At 48.6% G+C, this 21381-nt stretch carries 12 protein-coding genes; 3 read left to right on the top strand and 9 right to left on the bottom strand.

The window, feature by feature from the left end; all coding sequences use genetic code 11:
- Window positions 1-45: 45 nt before the first annotated feature.
- The 8 genes from MYF79_RS07495 to MYF79_RS07460 form a co-directional block, all read right to left on the bottom strand.
- Window positions 46-1566 carry a RagB/SusD family nutrient uptake outer membrane protein gene (locus MYF79_RS07495; protein WP_247813259.1) on the bottom strand — a complete coding sequence of 507 codons (1521 nt, stop codon included), beginning with the start codon at window positions 1564-1566 and terminating at the stop codon, window positions 46-48.
- A gap of 12 nt (window positions 1567-1578) precedes the next feature.
- Complete coding sequence (locus MYF79_RS07490) at window positions 1579-4686, bottom strand: SusC/RagA family TonB-linked outer membrane protein (protein WP_247813258.1); 3108 nt, start codon at window positions 4684-4686, stop codon at window positions 1579-1581.
- A gap of 313 nt (window positions 4687-4999) precedes the next feature.
- The gene (locus MYF79_RS07485; protein ID WP_247813257.1) at window positions 5000-5596 is read right to left on the bottom strand and encodes a response regulator transcription factor; all 597 of its coding nucleotides are present in this window, start codon (window positions 5594-5596) and stop codon (window positions 5000-5002) included.
- Between the two features lie 974 nt (window positions 5597-6570).
- Window positions 6571-6885: a LytTR family transcriptional regulator DNA-binding domain-containing protein gene (locus MYF79_RS07480; protein ID WP_247813256.1), complete on the bottom strand. Its 315-nt coding sequence runs from the start codon at window positions 6883-6885 to the stop codon at window positions 6571-6573.
- Between the two features lie 314 nt (window positions 6886-7199).
- Window positions 7200-7490 (bottom strand): hypothetical protein, encoded by a 291-nt coding sequence (locus MYF79_RS07475; protein ID WP_199657885.1) that lies wholly within the window; start codon window positions 7488-7490, stop codon window positions 7200-7202.
- A gap of 792 nt (window positions 7491-8282) precedes the next feature.
- Complete coding sequence (locus MYF79_RS07470) at window positions 8283-8984, bottom strand: AcvB/VirJ family lysyl-phosphatidylglycerol hydrolase (protein ID WP_247813255.1); 702 nt, start codon at window positions 8982-8984, stop codon at window positions 8283-8285.
- Between the two features lie 11 nt (window positions 8985-8995).
- Window positions 8996-11581, bottom strand: coding sequence for a phosphatidylglycerol lysyltransferase domain-containing protein (locus MYF79_RS07465; protein WP_247813254.1), 2586 nt, complete (start codon window positions 11579-11581; stop codon window positions 8996-8998).
- A 223-nt stretch (window positions 11582-11804) separates the two neighbouring features.
- Window positions 11805-14402 carry a family 20 glycosylhydrolase gene (locus MYF79_RS07460; protein WP_247813253.1) on the bottom strand — a complete coding sequence of 866 codons (2598 nt, stop codon included), beginning with the start codon at window positions 14400-14402 and terminating at the stop codon, window positions 11805-11807.
- A gap of 147 nt (window positions 14403-14549) precedes the next feature.
- On the opposite strand from MYF79_RS07460, the gene MYF79_RS07455 reads away from it, so the two are divergent.
- The 3 genes from MYF79_RS07455 to MYF79_RS07445 all read left to right on the top strand — a co-directional run bounded on the left by MYF79_RS07455 (window position 14550) and on the right by MYF79_RS07445 (window position 19894).
- Complete coding sequence (locus MYF79_RS07455; protein ID WP_247813252.1) at window positions 14550-15368, top strand: mechanosensitive ion channel family protein; 819 nt, start codon at window positions 14550-14552, stop codon at window positions 15366-15368.
- Window positions 15369-15407: 39 nt separating this feature from the next.
- The gene (locus MYF79_RS07450) at window positions 15408-16964 is read left to right on the top strand and encodes an FMN-binding glutamate synthase family protein (protein WP_247813251.1); all 1557 of its coding nucleotides are present in this window, start codon (window positions 15408-15410) and stop codon (window positions 16962-16964) included.
- Between the two features lie 119 nt (window positions 16965-17083).
- Entirely contained in the window at window positions 17084-19894 is a 2811-nt protein-coding gene (locus tag MYF79_RS07445) for a S8 family peptidase (RefSeq protein ID WP_247813250.1), read from the top strand.
- Between the two features lie 35 nt (window positions 19895-19929).
- On the opposite strand, the gene MYF79_RS07440 is transcribed toward MYF79_RS07445, so the two are convergent.
- The gene (locus tag MYF79_RS07440; RefSeq protein WP_247813249.1) at window positions 19930-21378 is read right to left on the bottom strand and encodes an alpha-L-fucosidase; all 1449 of its coding nucleotides are present in this window, start codon (window positions 21376-21378) and stop codon (window positions 19930-19932) included.
- Window positions 21379-21381: the final 3 nt, after the last annotated feature.

Below are 21381 nucleotides of genomic sequence, written 5' to 3'. Positions count from 1 at the left end.
AAAACGCCCCGTAGAAAACGGGGCGCATCTTTATAGCCGAATTAATCAATTATAACCATCGTTCTGTTTCAGGTTGCCACCTCCCAGGTCAATCTGACGCTGTGGAATCGGGAACACCCTGTTTTTATCCGCAAATGTTTTGCCATGAGCGGCAAACGCTGCTGCTGCCCGTCCGGGCGCCAGTGCATTCTGCCTCATCAGGTCAAAGAAGCGGTCATGCTCCATGGCCAGTTCCACTCTCCTTTCATGCCAGATAGACTCCCTGGTCACGCTGCTGACAGGGCCTAAGCCGGCACGTGGATGTAATGCGTTGATATCGGCTATTGCCGCACCGGGATTACCTAAAGCCAGCGCTGCTTCTGCATGGATCAGCAGGATCTCTCCATACCGCAATATACGCAGGTTCTTCGGCAGGCGTCCCCTGTTACCGCAGTTGGATTCGGCAGCCTGGCTATGATAGGATTTGTAATTATAGCGTGCACTTTCCACACTGTCCCGGCTGGGTATGCGGAAACCATCCCACAGGAAGGTGCCGTTCGGATTGATGAAAATAATGGTAGCCCCCTCCCTGAGATCGCCATCGTCATACTCGTCCACGAGGCTTTGAGATGGGGTACCAAATCCCCAGCCAAGGTCAGCCCATCCAAATTTACCACCAGCACGGGGAGCCTGGCATTCTGCGTAGTTGGCAATAGCCGCTTCACAGGCGGAATTGATCCCGGTCTGTACCTCAAACAGGGATTCCTTACTATTGGCCCCCGTTTCACGCCAGATCTCAAAATAGCTGTCCAGTAAACCATAGGCGCCTACCTTCTGCGTGATGATGGAATCTGTAAGGCTGAATGCCCGCTGCCAGTTCTGACGGTACAACATCACCTTGGCCAGCATACCGGCGGCAGCCCCCTTTGAGGCCCTGCCAGCCGCTGAATTGGCCGCCCCCTTGGTAGCCACATTAGCCAGTGCATATTCAAGGTCTTCGATGATCAAAGCATAGATCTCATCGACACTGGCCCTGGTTTGAAACGCAGCGCTGCCTGCTTCCTGGGGTGTGATCACCCTGTCAATTTTAGGCACGCCTCCAAAGAAACGCACCAGGTCAAAATAGAAATAAGCCCGCAGGAAACGCACTTCTCCTATCAGCTGATTTTTCATTGTTGCATCCAGCGTACTTGATTCCAGCGAAGACAGGGCCTGATTGGCGCGTGAAACACCCAGGAAGAAAAGTCGCCAGATGCTGTTCAGCGTATTCACCGAAGCATCCATCGTGAGGTTGTCAATAGCCCCCGAGTTAGGCAGATCATCACCGGGATTACTGCCTTTATCTGCATCATCAGAGGCAATGTTTGTCATCTGCACATAGGCAAAGCCATGCATATCCCCTTCCCACATAGTGTTGTACACACCTACCACCAATTTTTGCGCGGTAGCAGGGTCCAGGGCGGAAGCCTCCTGGTCCAGCTGTCCCTGAGGTTTTACATCCAGGTAATTACTGCAGGATGTGATGCTGGTCAACAGTGCCGTCATGAGACAGCAACAGATCGTTTTATGCTTGCGTATAAGATTCATTTTGTTCCGTTTTTAAAATGTGACATTAACGCCCAGCGCAAAAGTGCGGGTGGTTGGATAAGCGCTCAGTTCAATACCGGCATCGAGGATACCGCTTTTGTTGTTGGTGGCATTGGCATCGTCAATAGTACCACCGGGCAATTCCGGACTGAAGCCACTAAACTTCTTCAGTGTGAAAAGGTTCTGTGAAGTGGCATACACGCGGAAGCTGCTGATCCCGATCGCCTTCATAGATCTGGCGGCGAAAGTATATCCCAGCATCAGGTTGTTAAGGCGCAGGTAAGTACCCGATTCCACGAAATAGGTAGATGCAGGCGTATTGGACTGAATAAGCCGCGGATCAGTGGATGAGGGGCGGTTGGCCTTCCAGCGCTTTTCAGCATAGTCAGCCTCAATATTGTCTGCCGGGTCAAAACGGAATGCCTTTTTACCGTTATAGATCTTGTTGCCGGCGTTGCCATAGAAATTGGCACTCAGGTCAAAACCTTTGTAATTGAGACCAAGGTTAAATCCGAAGAAACATTTAGGCTGGAAGGAACCTGCGTAGATCTTGTCATTATCGTCAATATCTCCGTCGCCATCCACATCCCTGTATTTCAGATCACCCGGAGCGGCGCCCGGCTGGAGCACATTGCCATTGGTGCCCTTGTAGTTATCTATTTCCGCCTGGTCCCTGAACACGCCAATAGCATCCCTGACATAGAAACTACCCACAGGATGCCCGTTGTCGGTACGGGTCACAAAACTCTGCTGACCAACATTACCACCGAGTAAGGCCTGCCCGCCATTAAGGCCTGTCAGCTCGTTCGTGTTAAAGGTGATATTACCCCCGATATTATAGCTCAGGTCATCGGTTATCTTATCCTTCCAGTTAAGGGAGATCTCCCAGCCCTGGTTCTTAAAAGAGGCCGCGTTAGTGATGAAGGAATTATCCTGGTCACCAAGTATTGCCGGCGTATTGACAATCACCAGCGCATCTGTTGTCTTTTTACTGTAGTAGTCCACCTCGCCGCTCAACTTGTTCTTCAGCAGGGTGAATTCCAGACCGACATCATACTGGGTGGTAGCCTCCCATTTCAGGAAAGGGTCTTTGATCTCTTTCAGGGCGCCACCGATGTTCACAATACCGCCAAATACATAGGGAGCATCCACACTGGTCACCGCGATGTAGGCATTGGTGGGTATATTGTCATTCCCCAGTTTTCCCCAGGTACCACGCAGTTTCAGGTAATCAAAAACACCATTGCCTTTCATGAAGCCTTCCTCAGAGATCACCCAGCCCAGTCCTACTGTAGGAAAGTATCCCCAGCGGTCACTGAACTTGGAGCTACCGTCTGCACGGAGGGAAGCACTCAGCAGGTAGCGGCCATCATAGCCGTAGTTGATACGTCCTACAAATGACTGACGGGCATATTTATCTCCTACGTTCGCGAGGGTGGATTGCACATTGGGATCGCCCAGGTCCAGGTACCAGAGATCTTCACTTTCCGGCACATTGATACGCACACCTTTCAGGGATGTGCTATAGAAGCCTTCCGTTACGGAACCTGCCAGTACCGTCAGGGAGTGTTTGTTGAAGGTCTTGTCAAAAGTGATGGTATTGTCCCATATCCAGCCCTGTGAACGGTATTCTTCGCGGGTGAGGCGGCTTTCCTGGTTTTGCTGGTTACCACCGGCCACCAGGAAGGTCTTATCGTCGTTAAGGTACTGGTAGGCATAGATCCGGTCGTTCCCATATTTCAGGTCGGCATTAAAGCCGGAACGGAATTTCAGGAAAGAAACCGGGGAATATTCCAGGGCTACATTACCCTGCAGCCGGTTTTCCTGGCGGCCGTCATTTCTTTTGTTGAGCGAGAGGAGGGGGTTACCTACGTTAGCCCAGCCGGAGGTGTTACCATACCTGCCGCCTTCCATCGCCTTGACAATGGGCGCAGCCCTGTAAACGTTCCGGTAGGTATCTCCCAGCTCTACATCGCGGGAGGTAGCGCGGGAATACGAAAGCTGGGCGGTAAAGCGCAGCTGGTCGGTGATATTGATCTCATTGTTGGCCCTGAAGGTGAAGCGTTTGAAGTTGTTGGTAGTGATAATACCATCTTCCTGTATATAACCTCCGCTTAAGTAATAAGTGCTTTTCTCTGAGCCGCCCGACACAGAGATGTTGTGATTCATCTGGAAGGCCTTTCTGAGCACTTCGTTATACCAGTTGGTGGTACCGCTGTAAACATAAGGGTTGTTCACAGGGTCTTTACTGGGCGAAGCATCGGCCAGGTAGTCTATGTACTGCTCACGGCTGGCCATCTTCACCAGGTTGGATGCTTCCCGGAAGCCCACGTTCGCATCATACCTTACCTGGGCAGCTCCCGCCTTCCCCTTACGGGTAGTGATAATGATAACACCATTGGCAGCACGCACACCATAGATAGCCGCAGAAGCGTCTTTCAGCACGTCCATGGTTAAGATATCTGCAGTAGCAATATTGCGGATATCATCTGTCAATACGCCGTCTACCACGTACAAGGGGTTAGCGCCCGCCAGTACCGATCCCGTACCACGCACCCTGATCTGTGGCTGGGAGTTAGGTTGCCCGGAAGAGATGACCTGTACACCGGCAATACGGCCCTGAGCCGCCTGTGTGACCGTTTGTACCGGCTGGGTTAACAGGTCCTCTCCTTTAACGGAAGAAATAGAACCTGTGAGGTCTTTTTTACGCTGGGTGCCATATCCTATTACCACCACCTGTTCCAGCTGGCTTTCAGAAGAACGGAGAATAATATTCAGGGGCGATGTTCCTGCCTTTACTTCCTGGCTTATATACCCCAGGTAGGAAAAGACGAGTGTATCTTTTCCTGCCGGCAGATTGATAGAGAAAATCCCATCGGGGCCCGAGGTGGTACCGGTACTGGTACCCTTAACGCGGATGGTCACTCCTATGAGGCCTACGCCGTTGTTGTCTTTTACTGTCCCTCTTACAGGTCCTTCCTGTTCTGCCGGTCTACTGTTGGGGGTAGATGAGGCAGCTCCCTCTGCCGGGGCAGACGACTGCTGTGCCACAGCCGGAAAGGCCGTAAAAAGGGCAAATAGCAGCAATACACCAGCTTTGTTTGTACCATTAATGCTCATAACGATGATTTTTGTTGCTTGGGTTTGATCAATTTCTGTGATGCCATTCGATAGTTAAGTATTCAAAAAATTCAGGTTCTCTGGCGAAATATGAAGTTTAGATGATGAGACAATGAGGTATGGGTAAACGGACAACGACCGCTGTACAATACACGGATTATATGCTACGGGTACTGCGGGTTAGTGCAAATTCTTAAATAACACGTGGTGACAAGCAGCTGCTATAGACAATAAGGTCTGGTCGAAAATAGCATGTTCCAGTTAGATAACAAAACAGGGGAATAAAAAGTTATGGGTGGGGAATCGGACAGGCTCAGCTACCTACCAGCCTTTCCTGCATAGCTTTAACGATGGCGCCGGAACGGGAATTTACATCCAGCTTGCGATAGATATTCATAATGTGCGAGCGTACGGTGCCTACGCTGATGTGGCAATGTTCGGCTATTTTTTTATAGGTGTCTCCATTTACAAGACAATCGAGTACTTCGAGCTCACGGGGCGACAGGCCATAACGATGCTCGTGACTGCCCGCCGTCTTACGGTTAAAAAAGGCCAGTACCTTTTGCACCGCAAGGATGTTGGTCTGCATGGCAGCTTCATATACCTGGGAAAAGAAAGAGGTCAGGGAGGCCGGAGGGTTCGGTGATATGTTACGGGGATGAACGTTGGCTACTGAAAATTCATTGCCCTGGGCGGTGAACAGTATGATATTCATGTCAGGGTAAGCTGCCTTTAATATACCGGCCGCCTCTGTAGGCGTTAATCCCGGAATATCCATGTCCATGAATACGATGTTGCTTATATCTTTCGCTAACTGTTGGATAAGTTGTTTGGCTTCGCCCTGTCCTTCCGCATCTAATGCATCAGCTTCATCAGTCTGCCCAGCGCTGTTACGCCTCACATTTTTCATAATGTTCTTTTTGGGTTTGAAATGTTGCGAAACCTCCTTCGGTAACTGCAAGTACTGGTGATCGTCTAAAAGTATGGCCACAATATGTTAAAACTGGCTAGATTTCATGGTTTCACATACCGAAACAAATTTGATACAAATACCAGCAGTAGTCAATCGGATAAGTATATGATTTTTCAATAAATACTAATAAGCAAATTATTCAATATTAAAAATATCCCATAACGAAAAGCCGGATATCTGGCCACGGAAGAGTTTGACATAGGTGTAACGCGGAGTAATTTATGTCAGCAATTTACAGGTAAATACTGAAAAACCAGTCATGTTATGTAAGGTTCTGAAACAAGTTGTAAGTCCGTCGATGATATCTAAAAAGTGAGGTGTCCTTAACAATCGGTTAACCATGGATTCAAAATATTATCTCTAGTTTTGATATAAATAACCCTTTTTAGTACTGATTATCAAATATTTTATTTTGTTGCGGTTTATCGATATTCTTGCCATTCTGAAATCCGCAACGGTTGACATGTGAATGTTCAGGGGCCCTTACCCATCAGTTGGTAAGGGCTCTTTTTTTCCCTTCTCCAGGTCTGGTTAGCGGAATTTTAAACACAAGAGCACAATCAGTGTGCAAACAGGGCGCGAGTATCCTGCTGATAACTACCTAAAGGCGCTACAGGCCTACATTTATCCTACTATTCTATAGCGTTCGCTATAGAACAGTGCCCGTAATGCTATAGAAAAGAGCCTGTAGGTAGGAACTTCCACCGAATACGTACACTTATCGGAGACCCTATGACATCCTGTAGAAGAGAACGAAAACATTGGATAATCCTGGTATCTCTCCCGGCCGGCCCGTGTTTAAAACAAATGCCCGCTGTAATGGGCTGGTACATTTTGTTGAATGCATGCTCTTCCCTGCCTGTGAAGGCCAGACTGTCATGGCGAACTATTACGCTTTATTGAAACCGCGTTTACAGCCAGTGGGCGCTGATCGTACCTGTCTGTCTTTCCCGTTGGGGGATAAGCCCTGTTTGCATATGGATATAGTCGTCACAGATGCCGGCAATGTGGTGGAGATTGATCATAAACTTGCGTCTTACTGCCAGGAAGCGGTCCTGCGGCAGGCATGCCCAGATCTTTTCCGGAGTGTCGTCAGCGATAACATGTGAGTGCGCCAGGTGGAGCACACAGCCGTCTGCCCGGATCTCTACAAACTGCAAATCCTGCAGCGGTATCCTGATGCGCTGGCCTTTGGAGTGTACATGAAATACAGTGTGGTGTTTCATTTTATCTGGATGCGGTGGTGATGGCTGATATAAAGTTTCTGATAGTATATAGTTTTAAAACAAGCAGGTAACTGAACAGAAACCTGCGTACAGAAGCTTATGAAATCTAAACCGTCTTATGAGAAAAGTATTTCGAAAATTCGTTTGTTTGGATGTATGTAGGAAAGATATAAAGGAATCATCACTGGGTGGTTAATTCCCTGTTAATGCAATAGTTAATACGGAGTTAACTGCGGAGTGTCAGACTCCGCAGCAATTCCGTTCAGGCAAGGGAAATCCCCTGCAAATGCTAATAAGAGCAGGAGGAAAACGAGTTACGGTAACAGGAATGAAATATCCGTAAACATTCCCTGAATGAATATCAGGGCAAGTGTCAGGTTTTTCACGAAACGAATATTGAATCCACCTTTTTCCGAATAGTAGTAGCTTTCCTTATAGCGGTCGTACGCTATGGGAGCTCCCAGCTCTTTCATCATTTTAAGAAATTCAAATAATGTTCTTTCGGAAATGCGCAATCTTTTAGCAAGATGGGCGGGTTTTCCGGTGCCTTTGATCCTGATCAGGTAATCAATGGTCTGCAGTCTTTCAAAATAACGTTTAGGCATGCTGGCATAGTGGGGTTTACAATGAACAGATTAAATTATAATTCCTTTTTGCTTCCTGGTCCGCATCGGCTGTCTCCGGGCTAATGTTGTGAGTAGCCATAGTGTATGTGTCTTTTTGTAACGATTGCTGAATGCTATGATGATATTGTTCTTTTGGCAACGGCATCTTCATAAGACTTTATTTGATCCGGATCATACAAACAGGGCCCACCGTTTCCGGTAGCTATAAGTGTAATTTTCATAAACATATATTTTGAGGGTATACGATCAACTCAACTTCGCATAAAAGATGGCCCTTATGCAAGCTAAAAAAATGTACTGCTATTTTGTTGCAGCCCTGCTGGTTTTTGTTGTTGTATTCCATACAGCAAGAATAAACTCCCCCGGTTGAAACCTGGGGAGTATTCATCAAAAACCAACCATTAAAAGTCTCTTCCACCGCGGTTTTCGTCCGCACTGCTCCACAACCGGGCAACATCTTCTGTAAAAAACATTTATCCATTATAGCTGTAACCTTCAGATAACTTTTAAACCTCCCAGGTAGATACCTGAGGGCTGTATCCATGGCTGACAAATAGTGGTATATCCTTTAACTTTCTTTCGCTGCATCACTACGTTGTAATACTACAATACGCGCCGCAGATTTTAGTTAATAAGATGTTAACGGAATAAAATTGTCCACCTCGCCGCAGCTAAGCTCATGTATATGAAAGATTTATAAAAGATGGTGGGTAGAACGTTTTAGCATGAAAAAAGCGGGGCGTTAACATGCAGTTAAGGTGAAAGTATACGTTAACGTTGAACGATATATGAGAGTATCTGTTGCACCACACCAGATGCATCATCATTATAGTGATGCCCTCCCGGTAACACAACCTGTTTATAGTTACTGATAGTAAGCGCTTTGCTGTCGAAATCTTTTTCGTCCTGGCCAAATATCAGCAGCAGGGGTTTGCCTGTGATGCTATTCATCGCAGCAGGCACATTCATACTGCCGGGTGTGCTTGTTCTGCCCAGCATGTCTGATATGTGCACCACCATATCTGTACTTGCAGAAGGAGACATGAATACCAGGTGATGCACCTGGTCCTGCAACATGGCAGGAAGCTTATGATAAATGAAGGGCAGCACATCTGCGCCCATAGAATAACCCACAAATATAAACGAGTGATTATTCCACTGCCCCGCATAATACTGCATCAGCGCAGCCACATCAGCAGCAGCCTGTTCCGGTGTCTTTTTACTCCAGAAGTATTTTAATGCATTCAGCCCGATAACAGGATAACCCCTTCCCGCCAGCATATTCACCATATCTACCGAGAACTTCTTCATTCCACCGTCGCCGGTTATATAAAAGACCACCGGATGGTTTGCTGCCTGTACTGCAGGCACCTTCACCGTTACCGGCAATTTACTGATGTCTCGCTGTGCTTCCGCCGACATGACGCTGGTCATCATGACCAGCAATAACAACACATACTTTCCTTTTCTCATGTTATTCCTGTTTATGCTCTCATCACCTTACTCAATGCACCCGGCAACTGGATAAGATCAAAATCATGCCCGTATACCAGGTATTTATTGGACCACTCTGTTGCATACTTCTCTTTGAACTCACGCAAACCGTGATAGTGGCGGAAAGCCTTTATTTTTTCATACGCAAATTTCACTACCTGTTCGGCGGTATTCTGCGGCTGACTGATACCAGACATCGGTACCAGGCCCAGGTTGAGGTATTGTAATCCCTTCTCCTTCGCATCCTGTATCAGGGCAATGATCAGGGCATCCATACAACCACCCGGCGCATCAGTTCTTTTACGGATCAGATCGTAGGTACACTCGCCCGGCGCATAATCGGGAATGATGTTCAGGAACGCCGCTATCCTTCCTTCCGGATCTGTTACTGTTATAACGTTCTGTTCACCGATTTCGTCTGCATCAAAAAGCCCCTGGGAGAATGTCATCTCTTTCACCTCATATTGTGCCAGCCACTCGTCCGATACTTCCTTCAACTCCTGTACCAGGGAATGTGGTAATGGCGCGGTATGAATAGTAGTGACGTATCCTTTGGCGGCGAGGCTGTTCAACCCGTTACGCAGTGACTTCCTGTCCTTGCCACTTAATGTGAACGCGGAGACATCCACAATTCCCTCCTGCCCTATCAGCAGTTTCTTCTTACGCAGATGCTCGAAATAGTACACGCTCTGTTCGTCCACGCGATAGAAGGCGGGCTTTAATCCCATTTTAAGGCACTGCTTTTCAAATTCCTGCAGCAGGGGGAGCTTTACCTCATCCGCACATACCGGCTCTTCCAGCACAACGGCAAAACCATTTGCAATACGATACGCTATAAAGCCCTGGTACACATCAGATACATACAGCAACTTATCATCTCCCACCTTAAAATGATCCATGGCAGAACTGCCATACTGGCTCAGGTAGTACTGCGCTTTTTCCGCTGCAGCATTACTGTGCCTGCCCGCAGGCAGGTAAGGCCGGATAATGGTATAGAACAGGAAGGCCCAGGCGCCAACACCCAATATATGGATGGCGCTCAGGAATTCCCTCCCGAAACGGGTGAGCGGGTGCAGGCCATCATCTTCCAGTAACAGGAATCCATGAAAGGATGCCTGCAGGGAATGCAGCCAGGTGAACTCCATCCCGAAATGACGGGCATGAAGAAAATAAAAGCCTACGGTCCCGAAAATGAGCACTACCAGCAGCGTGGCAACAGCCGTCACCACACCGATATTCATCAGCTGCCGGTTACTTTTCAGGCGGTACTGGCTGGCCGTAATGATCAGCATAATAGAAGTAACCAATGCCAGCGACGCTTCTTCATAGTCCAAAGCCTTACTCATATGCCCGAACACCGACAGGAGCGATACACACAACGCTACTACCCATGCATTGCGCAGGCCGCGGAACAGAAAAGTAGCCGTTACCAGCAGTATTAGCCCCAGAAACACGACCAGCAGGTTGGACGCATGAATACTTTCTACCGGTATATAAGCCTTCAGCAGTCTTAAGCGGCCCCTGAGCGGCGGTGTGAGCACAGAGAAGATATTCACCATCCCCAGCAAAAAAATAAGGACCGGGGGAATTAAGCGTAGTATCAGCTGTTTTCCCTTCAGCAGAAAAGCAATCACTCCGGCTACCAGCGGCAGCCAGAATTCGAAAAGACGGTACAATAAGGTTATTTCCAGGGCTTGTAAAGAAGAGAAGCCATAATTGGTCAGCAGATAGGCCAGAGACAATTCTATGGCCCCTAAACCGCGTAAAAACGGCGATACGATCAGGAAGATGGTGGCCACAATATATCCTACACAGGCCGCCTCCAGGGATGGCTGGGCGCCTGTTGCCATCATACTGATATACAAATGGGCGATCCCCACGATCTCTATACCTGCAGAAACCAGGACTGTATGAATAAAAGAGGTCCTGTTCAGGTTAAAGGCAAAGATCTCGTCCACATGACTTACCAGGCCGGGGAAATACTTTGCCAACAGGTGATAGGCAGCCCCCCTGGTTTGCATAGACCTAACCAGCCAGGCTACGCCGCCCAGCACTGCACAAATGGCAACCAGGCCACTCACGGCCTCAAACATCGACTCATCGTGCAGAATGGCATATCCTACCACAGGTATACCCACCAGGAACACGGAAAATATACCGGTAAACCCGTAGATGCCCGATGCCTGATGCACCTGTTGCTTGTTAATATGACTGCGACGGAGATTTTGTGGCAAATAGGCCAGTGAGCTGACGCCCCCGGCAGGCAGAAAAATACTCAGTAAGTTCCTTTTCAAAAAGAGCTCAGTACCACGGTGCAGGTCCAGCTTTCCACCTACAGCACGAAAGCTGTAACGATACATCAATGCCTGCATTAATATATAAGCACCCGTCAATAAAACACCTGCAATCACCCAAAATCGGTTTGCTCTTTCAATAGCAGGGCCGAGTGCATACAATTCGTGTCTTTGCTGCCGGAAAAAATAGATGGCAAGTAATATGAACAGTACGGCTAATAGTTCTTTCCAATGCAACTTCCGCATTAATGTTCCGAGGTCCAGTTTGTCTTTCAGCGCCATTACAGGTTATGGTTTAAATGGATAAATGTTCAATTACATTCTTCCACAAAACTACGGGGAACTTGAAAGGCAAAACCAGTGTGACTGCTACTTTAATGAGATTTTAAGGACATACATCAGGGGAAACGGCCGCCGGTAAAGGAATAACAGGCAGCAGGCTCAACCTCTCGGAACAGGCGGATTAACATGAATTTAAGCTGTTATTAAAGTAAAAAGGTGATGACTATAAGTCACCACCCTTTGATAATGTCTGCGCTCTGAGCGGATTAATGATCGTTGCAGTCCGGCTGCTCCTTCCCCGCGTATCGAATGCTTTAAAGCGGATCGTCCCCTTCTCTGTCACCGGCCCTGTATAGACCTTACTCTTGCTATCGGGTTCCTTTCCGTCTGTTGTATAACGTATTGTGAAACCAGGCAGCTGTATATTGGCGGCTACTGCGCCATTGCTAACCTGCAATCCGGGTGTGGGGATGCGGTAATTGTATCCACCATTGTAATGATCTAATCTTACCAGCTCTCTTTTACCGGCTACGTTAACGAAGGTATTCCAGGCTTTGTTGTACAACTCTTCACTGCGGGCACTGTCTTTCTCTGTTGCCCATTCAGGATTCTTTGCCCAGGCACGTTCTGCCAGTCCCAGTAACTTAGGCAGGATCATATATTCCATACGTGCGGAGTTCTTTACCGTTTCACTCCACAACAATCCCTGCACGCCCATAATATTGCCTGCCCCATAAGCCGTCAGCGGATCCTTTCCTTTGAAGATATCCGGGTTCAGACGGTTGCCCAATGCATCTACTTTTGAATTCTTGTAATAGTTCTCCGGGATGAAATAAAATGGTTTATCAATATCTACAAAACCGCCCCAGTAGAATCCGGGTTCTTCGAAGGACTTCATATAAGCCATATCGAAATACAGATTGCTTACTCCGGACAACACCACTTTATAGTTGGCATTGGCCAGCCTGTAGGCCAGGTCTTCTGCTCCGCCACCCATTACATTGTTCCATACGTCCACCATGAAGCCGTTGTTGCTGAAATCAGGGTTCGGGATATAATGCGGTTTTCCATCAACACTCGTCTTACGCATTCCCATCTCTTCCCAGCCATATTGTTTCAGTCCGCGCGCTTTCAGCAATGTGTATACTTTACTGTAATAGTAATACCAGAGATCATCCGTGTTTTTAACTGTCTTGTCCTGCTGCATTAAAGCCTGTACCACGGGCGATTTTGTCCATACGCCGGCAGGCACTTCATCGCCACCCATGTGTACATATTCCAGTGGCGCGCCGGCTTCCTTATAATACGCCTGCAGCTCCGCCACCACCTTATCAAGGAACGTATATACCGATGGCAATGCCACGTTGATCACGTTGTCATTCCAGTTCTGTACGGAGTGATAGACTGATTTATCGTCCAGGTCTGACAACAGGTATTGTGTGGCTTCCGCCTGTTTTCCTTCTGCCTGCAATTTCGCATAACGCGCTTCCATGGCTTTTACTGCCGCACGTGCGTGGCCGGGCGTTTCTATTTCAGGAATGACAGTGATATGCCTGTCGTTTGCATACTTCAATATTTCCAGGAAATCCTGTTTTGTATAAAAGCCGCTGCCTGCCGTATCTGTTACATCAGGACCGGAACCATAGGATGGCAGCAGGTGTTCCTTTTCATCTACGCCGTGCCCGCGACGGCCGCCTACCTGTGTCAGTTCAGGCAAGCCGGGTATTTCCAGTCTCCAGCCTTCATCGTCCGTTAGGTGGAAGTGGAATACGTTCAGTTTATACAGCGACATGACTTCCAACAGGCGTAATACATCCTGTTTACTGTGGAAGTTGCGGGACACATCGAGCATAAATGCGCGATATCCGTAACGGGGGGCGTCTTTCACCTGTATAACGGGTACCTGTATAGTTTTCTGTACGCCAGCCCAGGAAGCAGGAGGCAGTATGCTTTTCAGCGTCTGGATGCCGTAAAACATGCCTGCGCCATCGGCGGCCCTGATAGTCACACCCTGAGGTGTTACCTGCAGGGAATAGGCTTCGGGCGCCAGGCTGGCATCCTGCTCCAACGCAATACCACTGCCACTGCCTGTTGCCGGTTTTGTGCCGAGCAATTTACCCAGTTCATCAGACAGGTAGCTGGCCTCTTTTGCAAATGCCGGCGCCGCATTGATCTGCACACCAGCCTGTAGCGCATAAGTGCCTGTACCGGGTACAACTTCCTGCGGTGTGGGGAATACCAGCGGCAACTGTTCAGCTGGTATATCTTTGATATTCCTGTTCTGGGCATACACATCTGCCGGAGTGGTCAGTGCGGTTTTGTCGCCCGGGAAGCGCAGGTATTGTTTAGGCTGGGTAGACGGACGTATTTCCAGTGGGGCCAGGCGGTAGCCTTTAGCAGGCTCCTTGTCCCATACCAGGTACAAGCCGTCAGGCGCATCCGTAAAGTTCACCGCCCATGCTTCTGCTACCATTTCTATACGCAGGGAATCGCCCGGGGCGATGCTTTTACTGTCATCAGCCGGAGATATTTTATACAGGTCGCCGTTCACATGTGCTGCCGTGACACCGCCAGTGGTGACGCCTTCCTTAATGGATCTTACGAAGTTAAAATACAGCTGCCAGCCCTTTGCCGGGAAAGCAGTTTTACCCTTGTTTACAATAGTAAAAGCAGAAAGGAACTCGGCCTTCCCCTGGTGGTTATTTTCCACTACTTCCCATGAAACTTTGATCCTGGACGCATCAAACGGCGCCTGTGCATGCAAGGGGGGCACTGCTCCCGTGAGCAGGCCACACGCTAATATCAAATGGCGAAATTGCATAAGCTGAAATAAGTTGTCCCGTAAGATAAGGTTATACCCTATTAAAACAAACTGATAGTGTCCAGGTTTTTCCGCAGTTACACTCTTCCCGACACATGGCACAGTTATTAGAATACTGTAAGTATCTGTTCACTAAAACCGGGTATTATGGATAAAGATTTTTCGAACTGGGGAGACCTGATATGGGATAAACTGCACCGGTGGACGACTGCGGGCATTAAAATGCTGCCTAACATGGTGGTGGCCATCATCGTCGCGGGCGCCTTTTTCCTGCTGGCAAGGCTCTTTAAATTGCTGGTGTATAAGTTTGTATTAAAACTCTCCCATTCTTCGGCATTGAGCGGTTTGTTTGCCAATCTTTTTTCAGTCCTGATCACGCTGATCGGCCTCTTTGTAGCGCTGGATGTGCTTAAACTTGAAAAAGCGGTCAGTTCCCTGCTTGCAGGCGCCGGTATCATTGGTCTGGCCCTCGGTTTTGCCTTCCAGGACCTGACAGCCAATTTTATTTCAGGCATTTTTATCACTTTCCGCAGGCCCTTTGAGGTAGGCCACCAGATAGAAACCAATGGCTTTTCAGGCAATGTAGAAGAAATACAGCTTCGCTCCACGCTGATACGTACCCTCGACGGACTGCATGTCATTATTCCCAATAAAGAGATCTTCCAGAAACCGATCATCAATCATTCTCTCACACCGGAACGACGGGCAGAGATCACTTTCAATGTGCCGGCAACCAATGAAAGCGCCCTGGAAATCAGACGGCTCGTCACCGATGCGCTGAAAGATGTGGATAACCTGTGCCGCGACAAAAAGCCCGATGTTTATTTCACCAATATCGATGGCGCAAATCTGAAAGTGACAGTTTCTTCCTGGATCGTGAATGAGGACATCCGCACTTTTGAGAACACGAAAAACGAGATCATTACGAAGATCACGACAGTGTTAAAGAACAATAAGCTGATCTGATTTTTCCTAACTTAGCTGCCTTATCAAAGGGAGCTTAATATGAAAGGATTTATTGTTTTTACGGTGGTCAGCCTGGCTTTCATTACCTGTCTGGGATACTTCTTCCCCTGGACCTGGTGGTTACTGGTACTGATATTACCATTGATTATCATGGGATTGATCGACATAACCCAGAAGAAACATGCAATTATGCGCAACTACCCCATTGTGGGCCGCCTGCGCTACTTCATGGAAGATATCCGCCCCAAGATCTACCAATACTTCGTGGAAAGTGACATTGACGGGAGCCCGGTAAACCGTGTAGACCGGTCTACTATTTACCAGCGTGCAAAAAGGGAACTGAATTCCCAACCATTTGGTACACAGTTCAATGTATACGCCGAAGGCTATGAATGGATGGCCCATTCCATCCAGCCCAGGGCTTTTGAGAAAATGAATAAGGATCCCCGGGTGCTGATCGGGGGTAATGACTGTACACAGCCTTATTCCGCCAGTATCCTGAACGTTTCAGCCATGAGTTACGGCTCGCTCAGTTCCAATGCGGTACAGGCCCTGAACGGCGGTGCAAAACTGGGTAATTTCGCGCACAATACCGGCGAGGGCGGCATCAGTGAACATCACCTTACGCAGGGTGGTGATATTATCTGGCAGATCGGTACCGGTTATTTCGGCTGCCGTACGGCTGAAGGTAATTTTGACGAAAAACTATTCTCAGAGAAATGCGCCATTCCACAGATCAAAATGATCGAGCTAAAGATCTCCCAGGGCGCTAAACCCGGCCATGGCGGCATCTTACCAGCTTCGAAGAATACACCTGAAATTGCGGCTATCCGTCACGTACAACCGCATACTACCGTTGCTTCTCCTCCTTACCATACCGCTTTCAATACGCCCCGGCAGATGATGCAGTTCATTACCCGTATGCGCCAGCTGAGTGGAGGAAAACCGGTAGGCTTTAAACTCTGTATCGGGCAGAAAAGAGAGTTCCACGCTATTTGTAAAGCGATGCTGGAAACAGGCTGCTATCCGGACTTCATCACTGTAGATGGCGGTGAAGGCGGTACCGGTGCTGCGCCTCCTGAATTCTCAAACTCTGTAGGGATGCCGCTGATGGACGCCCTGGCGTTTGTGCACGATACCCTGACAGGTTACAATATCCGCAATAAGGTAAAAGTGATCGCTTCCGGTAAGATACTGACCGGTTTCCATATACTCCGCGCACTGGCCCTGGGTGCAGATGCCTGCAACAGCGCCCGCGCTATGATGATGGCGCTTGGTTGTATACAGGCACTCGTATGTAATACGAACCGCTGTCCTACAGGTGTGGCTACCCAGGACAAATGGCTGATGGCCGGCCTGGTGATAGACGACAAAAAGCACCGTGTATCCAATTACCACCAGGACACTATTGAAAGCGCTATAGAACTGGCTGCTGCTGCCGGCCTGGAAACGCCGCACCACATTACCCGCAGCCATATTTCCCGCCGTGTGTTCATGAACCAGGTAAAGACATTCGAAGAAATATACCCAAGTACGCCAGCCGGTTCTCTGCTAACCGGACAGGAGATGGAGACCGTGAGTATAGACGCCTGGTAGCGGCTGACGATTAAGGATCAGGAATTTAATGCAGGGTACTCATCCTCATTAATTCCTGATGCTTAATTCCTGATTTTTTTTATTTACATTCATGTCTCGACCAAAATTGTTGCCCGTACATGAATGCCCGCGTTGCCATATTTTTTCTATTCCTGCTGATCAATCTGTTCAATACCTATGTATCCGCCCAGGAACGCACATCTGCCGACAGTATTGTACTTCGCTATACAGATACCACTGCTGCTACTCCAGGCTACTTCCTGGTAAAGTTTGATGTATTCCCCGGCGATGCCCTGCTACAAAAACATGGGCTGACTAAATCGCTCAGTCCTCAACATCATATACTGCAACAAGTACAGTTTGATTCCGTTGAAGCGAAACATGTTGTAAAGATCTATCCGGCCAATTATAACTGGAAGTGCAGTGATGCACTGGTCAGGGATATCAGTACCTTACATCTGCAGGATAGCCTGCTGGTGCAGGTATCGCTCAACAATACGGCGACTGCCCTGCAATATTGCCGCCCGTTGTCTGCAACATCTTCCTATCGGGTAGCAATAGCAGCCGTGAAAATGAAAGACTGGGCGCTGTTCACTGCACAAAGCAATGTCCGCTTTGCAGACAGATTACGGACCGCGCGCACAGAGGTGGCTATCAATAATGCATTGCCTTCTGTCGACTATATCAATTTACTTCATCAGCAATATCCCACCTTACAGGGCGATAAACATACGGTAGGACTGAAAGAGGAATTGTTTGACACCACCGACATTGATCTGTTGGGAAAAGCAATCCCCTCCCCGCTTGCCGCCCATACCCTCAATCCGCACGCCACCATGATGGCCACACTAATAGCAGGCATGGGAAATACAGGTCCCAGTGGCAAGGGCGTTGCCGTAAAAGCGAAATTGAGTTCTTCTGACTATCAGCACCTACTGCCAGATGAGAACAACTATTTCAGGAATGCCGGTATTACCGTACAGAATCATTCCTATGGTACCAGCCTTGAGAACTATTATGGGGCGGAAGCAGCAGCCTACGATCAGCAGATATACACGATGGATACCCTGCTGCATATCTTTTCTTCGGGCAACATTGGCAATACGGCACCTGCCGATGGCACCTACAAGGGACTGGCAGGTTACGCCAACCTGAGTGGTACCTTCAAACAGGCAAAGAATGTGCTGGTGGTAGGAGGTATTGACACCGGCTACAATGTTCCGCTGCTTAGTTCCAAAGGCCCTGCTTTTGACGGCCGCATCTCTCCGCAATTGGTTGCTTACGGGCAAGCCGGCACCTCTGATGCGGCGGCTACTACAACCGGCATCACAACCATCGTACAGGAGGCGTATCAGCAGGTATTCAGCATAACGCCTGCTGCCGCTATGGTAAAAGCCATATTGGTGAACAGTGCCGACGAGATAAATACTCCCGGCCCCGATTATAGTAGCGGCTACGGTTTACTGAATGCCGTCGCTGCTGTACATACCATCAAAGACAAACGGCTTTTTTCAGGAGAGATAAGCCAGGGAAATACTACCGGCATTGCTGTCGATATACCACCCAACACCGCCAGGCTGAAGGTCACGCTTAGCTGGAATGACCCTGCTGCCAGCGAGAATGCCCCTAAAGCCCTGCTCAATGACCTCGACCTGTCTGTTACAGATAATGCGGGCAATAGCTATCTACCCTGGCTGCTGAGCACCTTTCCCGCGGCTGATTCAATCAGGGCTCCCGCCCGCCACGGCAGAGATAGTCTGAACAACCTGGAGCAGATAACCATTGAACTGCCTGCGGCAGGGACAGTGAATATCCGCGTGAATGCCCGGCAGCTGTCGGCAGGTACCAGCCAGCGCTTTCATATCGCCTGGCAGGCTATTCCCCGGTCGTCCTTTGAATGGCAGTATCCTGCTGCAGGCGAACAACTGAGCGCCGGCAACAATATTGCGATACGCTGGCGCACGCCACATACCGGCAATGGTACCCTGTCTTTCAGTGCCGACAGCGGGCTTACCTGGGTTCCTATCGCCACCGATATCCCCCTGGCGGCTCCGGGCAGTCGCTGGAATGTTCCCGCCATTTTCAATAAGGGATTATTGCGGATGAGTACTACCGATACCAGCTGGATCAGTGATTATTTCAATATATCTGCACCAGTAGCTGTCAATGTTGGGTATAATTGTCCTGATACGCTGCAGATCAACTGGCATGGTCTTGATCATGCTTCGGGGTATGCAGTATATACATTAAAAGGGCAGGTATTGTCGCCCGTCACGACTACAACAGACACCGTTCTGTTAATATCCAAAGCACAGCTTTCTTCACCTTATATCTCAGTAGTGCCGGTGCATAAAGATGGCTGGGCCGGATTGCAGGGGCCTACTTACAACTATGAGCAACAGGGTGTTTATTGCTTCTTCCGCCAGGTACTGGCAGATGTGCAGGCAGATAATAGTGTTGATATTACCGTGGTGCTCAGTACCTCCTACAGGGTGAAGAAGATCTATTGGGAGCGCTTACAGGGCAGCGACTTTATTACGCTGTCAGGTCAGGATATCAACTCCGGTGATCAATATATCTATAAAGACCATCCCGGCCATTCCGGTATCTTTTATTACCGCGCCAGGCTGGAGCTGACAGATGGCAGGAGCATTTACTCTGATGTACAGTCTGTGCAGGTATTGATCAACCAGGACTTTCATTTATTCCCCGTGCCTGCGGGGCAACAACTCACATTGCTCAGCAGCAGGCTGGGTGATTTCCAGGTGCGTTTTACAGATATGAACGGCCGTACAGTGTTCACACGTCCACTGACGCAAATGCAGGAGACGTATTCGCTGAAAGGCATGCCAGCAGGCGTTTATATATGTGTGATCTATGAGGGAACACAGAAAATATTTACGAAACGGTTTGTGAAAATGACGGATTGACGTACAATTATAGTCTGGCTAAGCGCAACCGCATCCTATTTTATCTTCACTACAAACAGGTTGCTGGTAATATCTCCGGGACGTAATCCTGAAAGGTTCACTACACAATCCTTACCCTGCTGCTGCCAGGTGATGGCTTTATCACAACCGAGTATCACTGCTTTCGCTTGTTTTGCAGGCGTGAAATCCTTTATCTTTAATTGCGGCGTGTAGCCGGTAGCGATGCAATACAGTGCATCATCCTTTTTTGTGAAGAACATTTCAATATGTGCATGCTCTTTAGAAGGCTTCACCATCTTTGCCACATTGTAATCTGACATAAAGCTGGCCTCCTTCACCTGTGGGCGATTACCTGCACTCCACTGGCGTGTCTCTTTCCACGGTTTCGTATTATAGATCGCTTCACCGTTCACTTCCAGCCAGGCGCCCATATCTACCAGTCTTTGCTGCATGATCACAGGTATACGTCCATCAGCAGTGGGGCCTATATCCAGCAGCAGGTTACCGCCACGGGAAACGATGTCCACCAGCAATACAATGAGATCATTACTCTTCTTATAATCGTTCACAGTTTCCATACGGTTATAGCCGTAGGAGTTCCCAATGCCCTGGCTTTCTTCCCATATTACGCCGGGTTGCATGCCGCTGCCATATTCAGAGGTCAGATAGGTAGCGCCATTGTTATGCCCTCTGGTATTACTGCCCCAACGATCGTCTATCACGACTTCATCTTTTACAGGAGATTCGTTGAATAACCAGGCGAGTAGTTCAGGGCTGCGCCATGCAGTATCTGACAGCTCCCATTCCCCGTCAGAAAAGATCACAGAAGGTTTATAACGTGTTACAAGGTCTTTGAACTGTGGCGTCATTACATTTTTTACGTAACTGGCTTTGTCTTTTTTCCAGAGCGGATTGAACCACTCATAGAGGGAATAATAGTAACCCATTTTCAGGCCTGCTTTTCTTACCGCATTGGTCAGATCGCCCAGCAGGTCTCTTTTGGGCGTACCGGTCACCGCATTCCAGGGGCGCCCCCATACAGAGTCGGCCTGTTTGTTATCCCACAGGCAATAACCTTCATGATGTTTGGAAGTAAGCACAACATACTTAGCGCCCGAACGACGGAATACGTCTGCCCACTGAGCCGGGTCAAATAAGGAGGCGTTGAACTGCGATTCGAATTGCTGATAGCTGAAATCCTTACCGTAGTTCTTATCGTGAAAAGCCCGTACTTTCTGATGTGTCTCATCTTTTGCGCCATCCAGCTGGTACCAGTACCATTCAGAATAACCGCCGGGACCTACCACCGCAAAAGAAGGAACGGCATACACGCCCCAGTGAATGAAGATGCCGAATTTGGCTTCATTGAACCAGGCAGGAATACCACGCTTGTTAAGAGATGCCCAGTCTGCCGTGTATTGCTGTGCGGCAAGTGGCGCACAACCCATGAAGAAAGCAGCTGCATAAAGGAAGAATTTTTTCATAAC

Source organism: Chitinophaga filiformis (assembly GCF_023100805.1).
Classification (GTDB): domain Bacteria; phylum Bacteroidota; class Bacteroidia; order Chitinophagales; family Chitinophagaceae; genus Chitinophaga; species Chitinophaga filiformis_B.
This window is presented reverse-complemented; position numbering and strand designations above follow the sequence as displayed.

Bases quoted from the DNA above. Each gene is read 5' to 3' on its own strand.
- MYF79_RS07495 (WP_247813259.1), bottom strand. From the start codon at position 1,566: ATGAATCTTATACGCAAGCATAAAACGATCTGTTGCTGTCTCATGACG.
- MYF79_RS07450 (WP_247813251.1), top strand. From the start codon at position 15,408: ATGAAAGGATTTATTGTTTTTACGGTGGTCAGCCTGGCTTTCATTACC.
- MYF79_RS07460 (WP_247813253.1), bottom strand. From the start codon at position 14,402: ATGCAATTTCGCCATTTGATATTAGCGTGTGGCCTGCTCACGGGAGCA.
- MYF79_RS07490 (WP_247813258.1), bottom strand. From the start codon at position 4,686: ATGAGCATTAATGGTACAAACAAAGCTGGTGTATTGCTGCTATTTGCC.
- MYF79_RS07465 (WP_247813254.1), bottom strand. From the start codon at position 11,581: ATGGCGCTGAAAGACAAACTGGACCTCGGAACATTAATGCGGAAGTTG.
- MYF79_RS07475 (WP_199657885.1), bottom strand. From the start codon at position 7,490: ATGCCTAAACGTTATTTTGAAAGACTGCAGACCATTGATTACCTGATC.
- MYF79_RS07485 (WP_247813257.1), bottom strand. From the start codon at position 5,596: ATGAAAAATGTGAGGCGTAACAGCGCTGGGCAGACTGATGAAGCTGAT.
- MYF79_RS07470 (WP_247813255.1), bottom strand. From the start codon at position 8,984: ATGAGAAAAGGAAAGTATGTGTTGTTATTGCTGGTCATGATGACCAGC.
- MYF79_RS07445 (WP_247813250.1), top strand. From the start codon at position 17,084: ATGAATGCCCGCGTTGCCATATTTTTTCTATTCCTGCTGATCAATCTG.
- MYF79_RS07440 (WP_247813249.1), bottom strand. From the start codon at position 21,378: ATGAAAAAATTCTTCCTTTATGCAGCTGCTTTCTTCATGGGTTGTGCG.
- MYF79_RS07480 (WP_247813256.1), bottom strand. From the start codon at position 6,885: ATGAAACACCACACTGTATTTCATGTACACTCCAAAGGCCAGCGCATC.
- MYF79_RS07455 (WP_247813252.1), top strand. From the start codon at position 14,550: ATGGATAAAGATTTTTCGAACTGGGGAGACCTGATATGGGATAAACTG.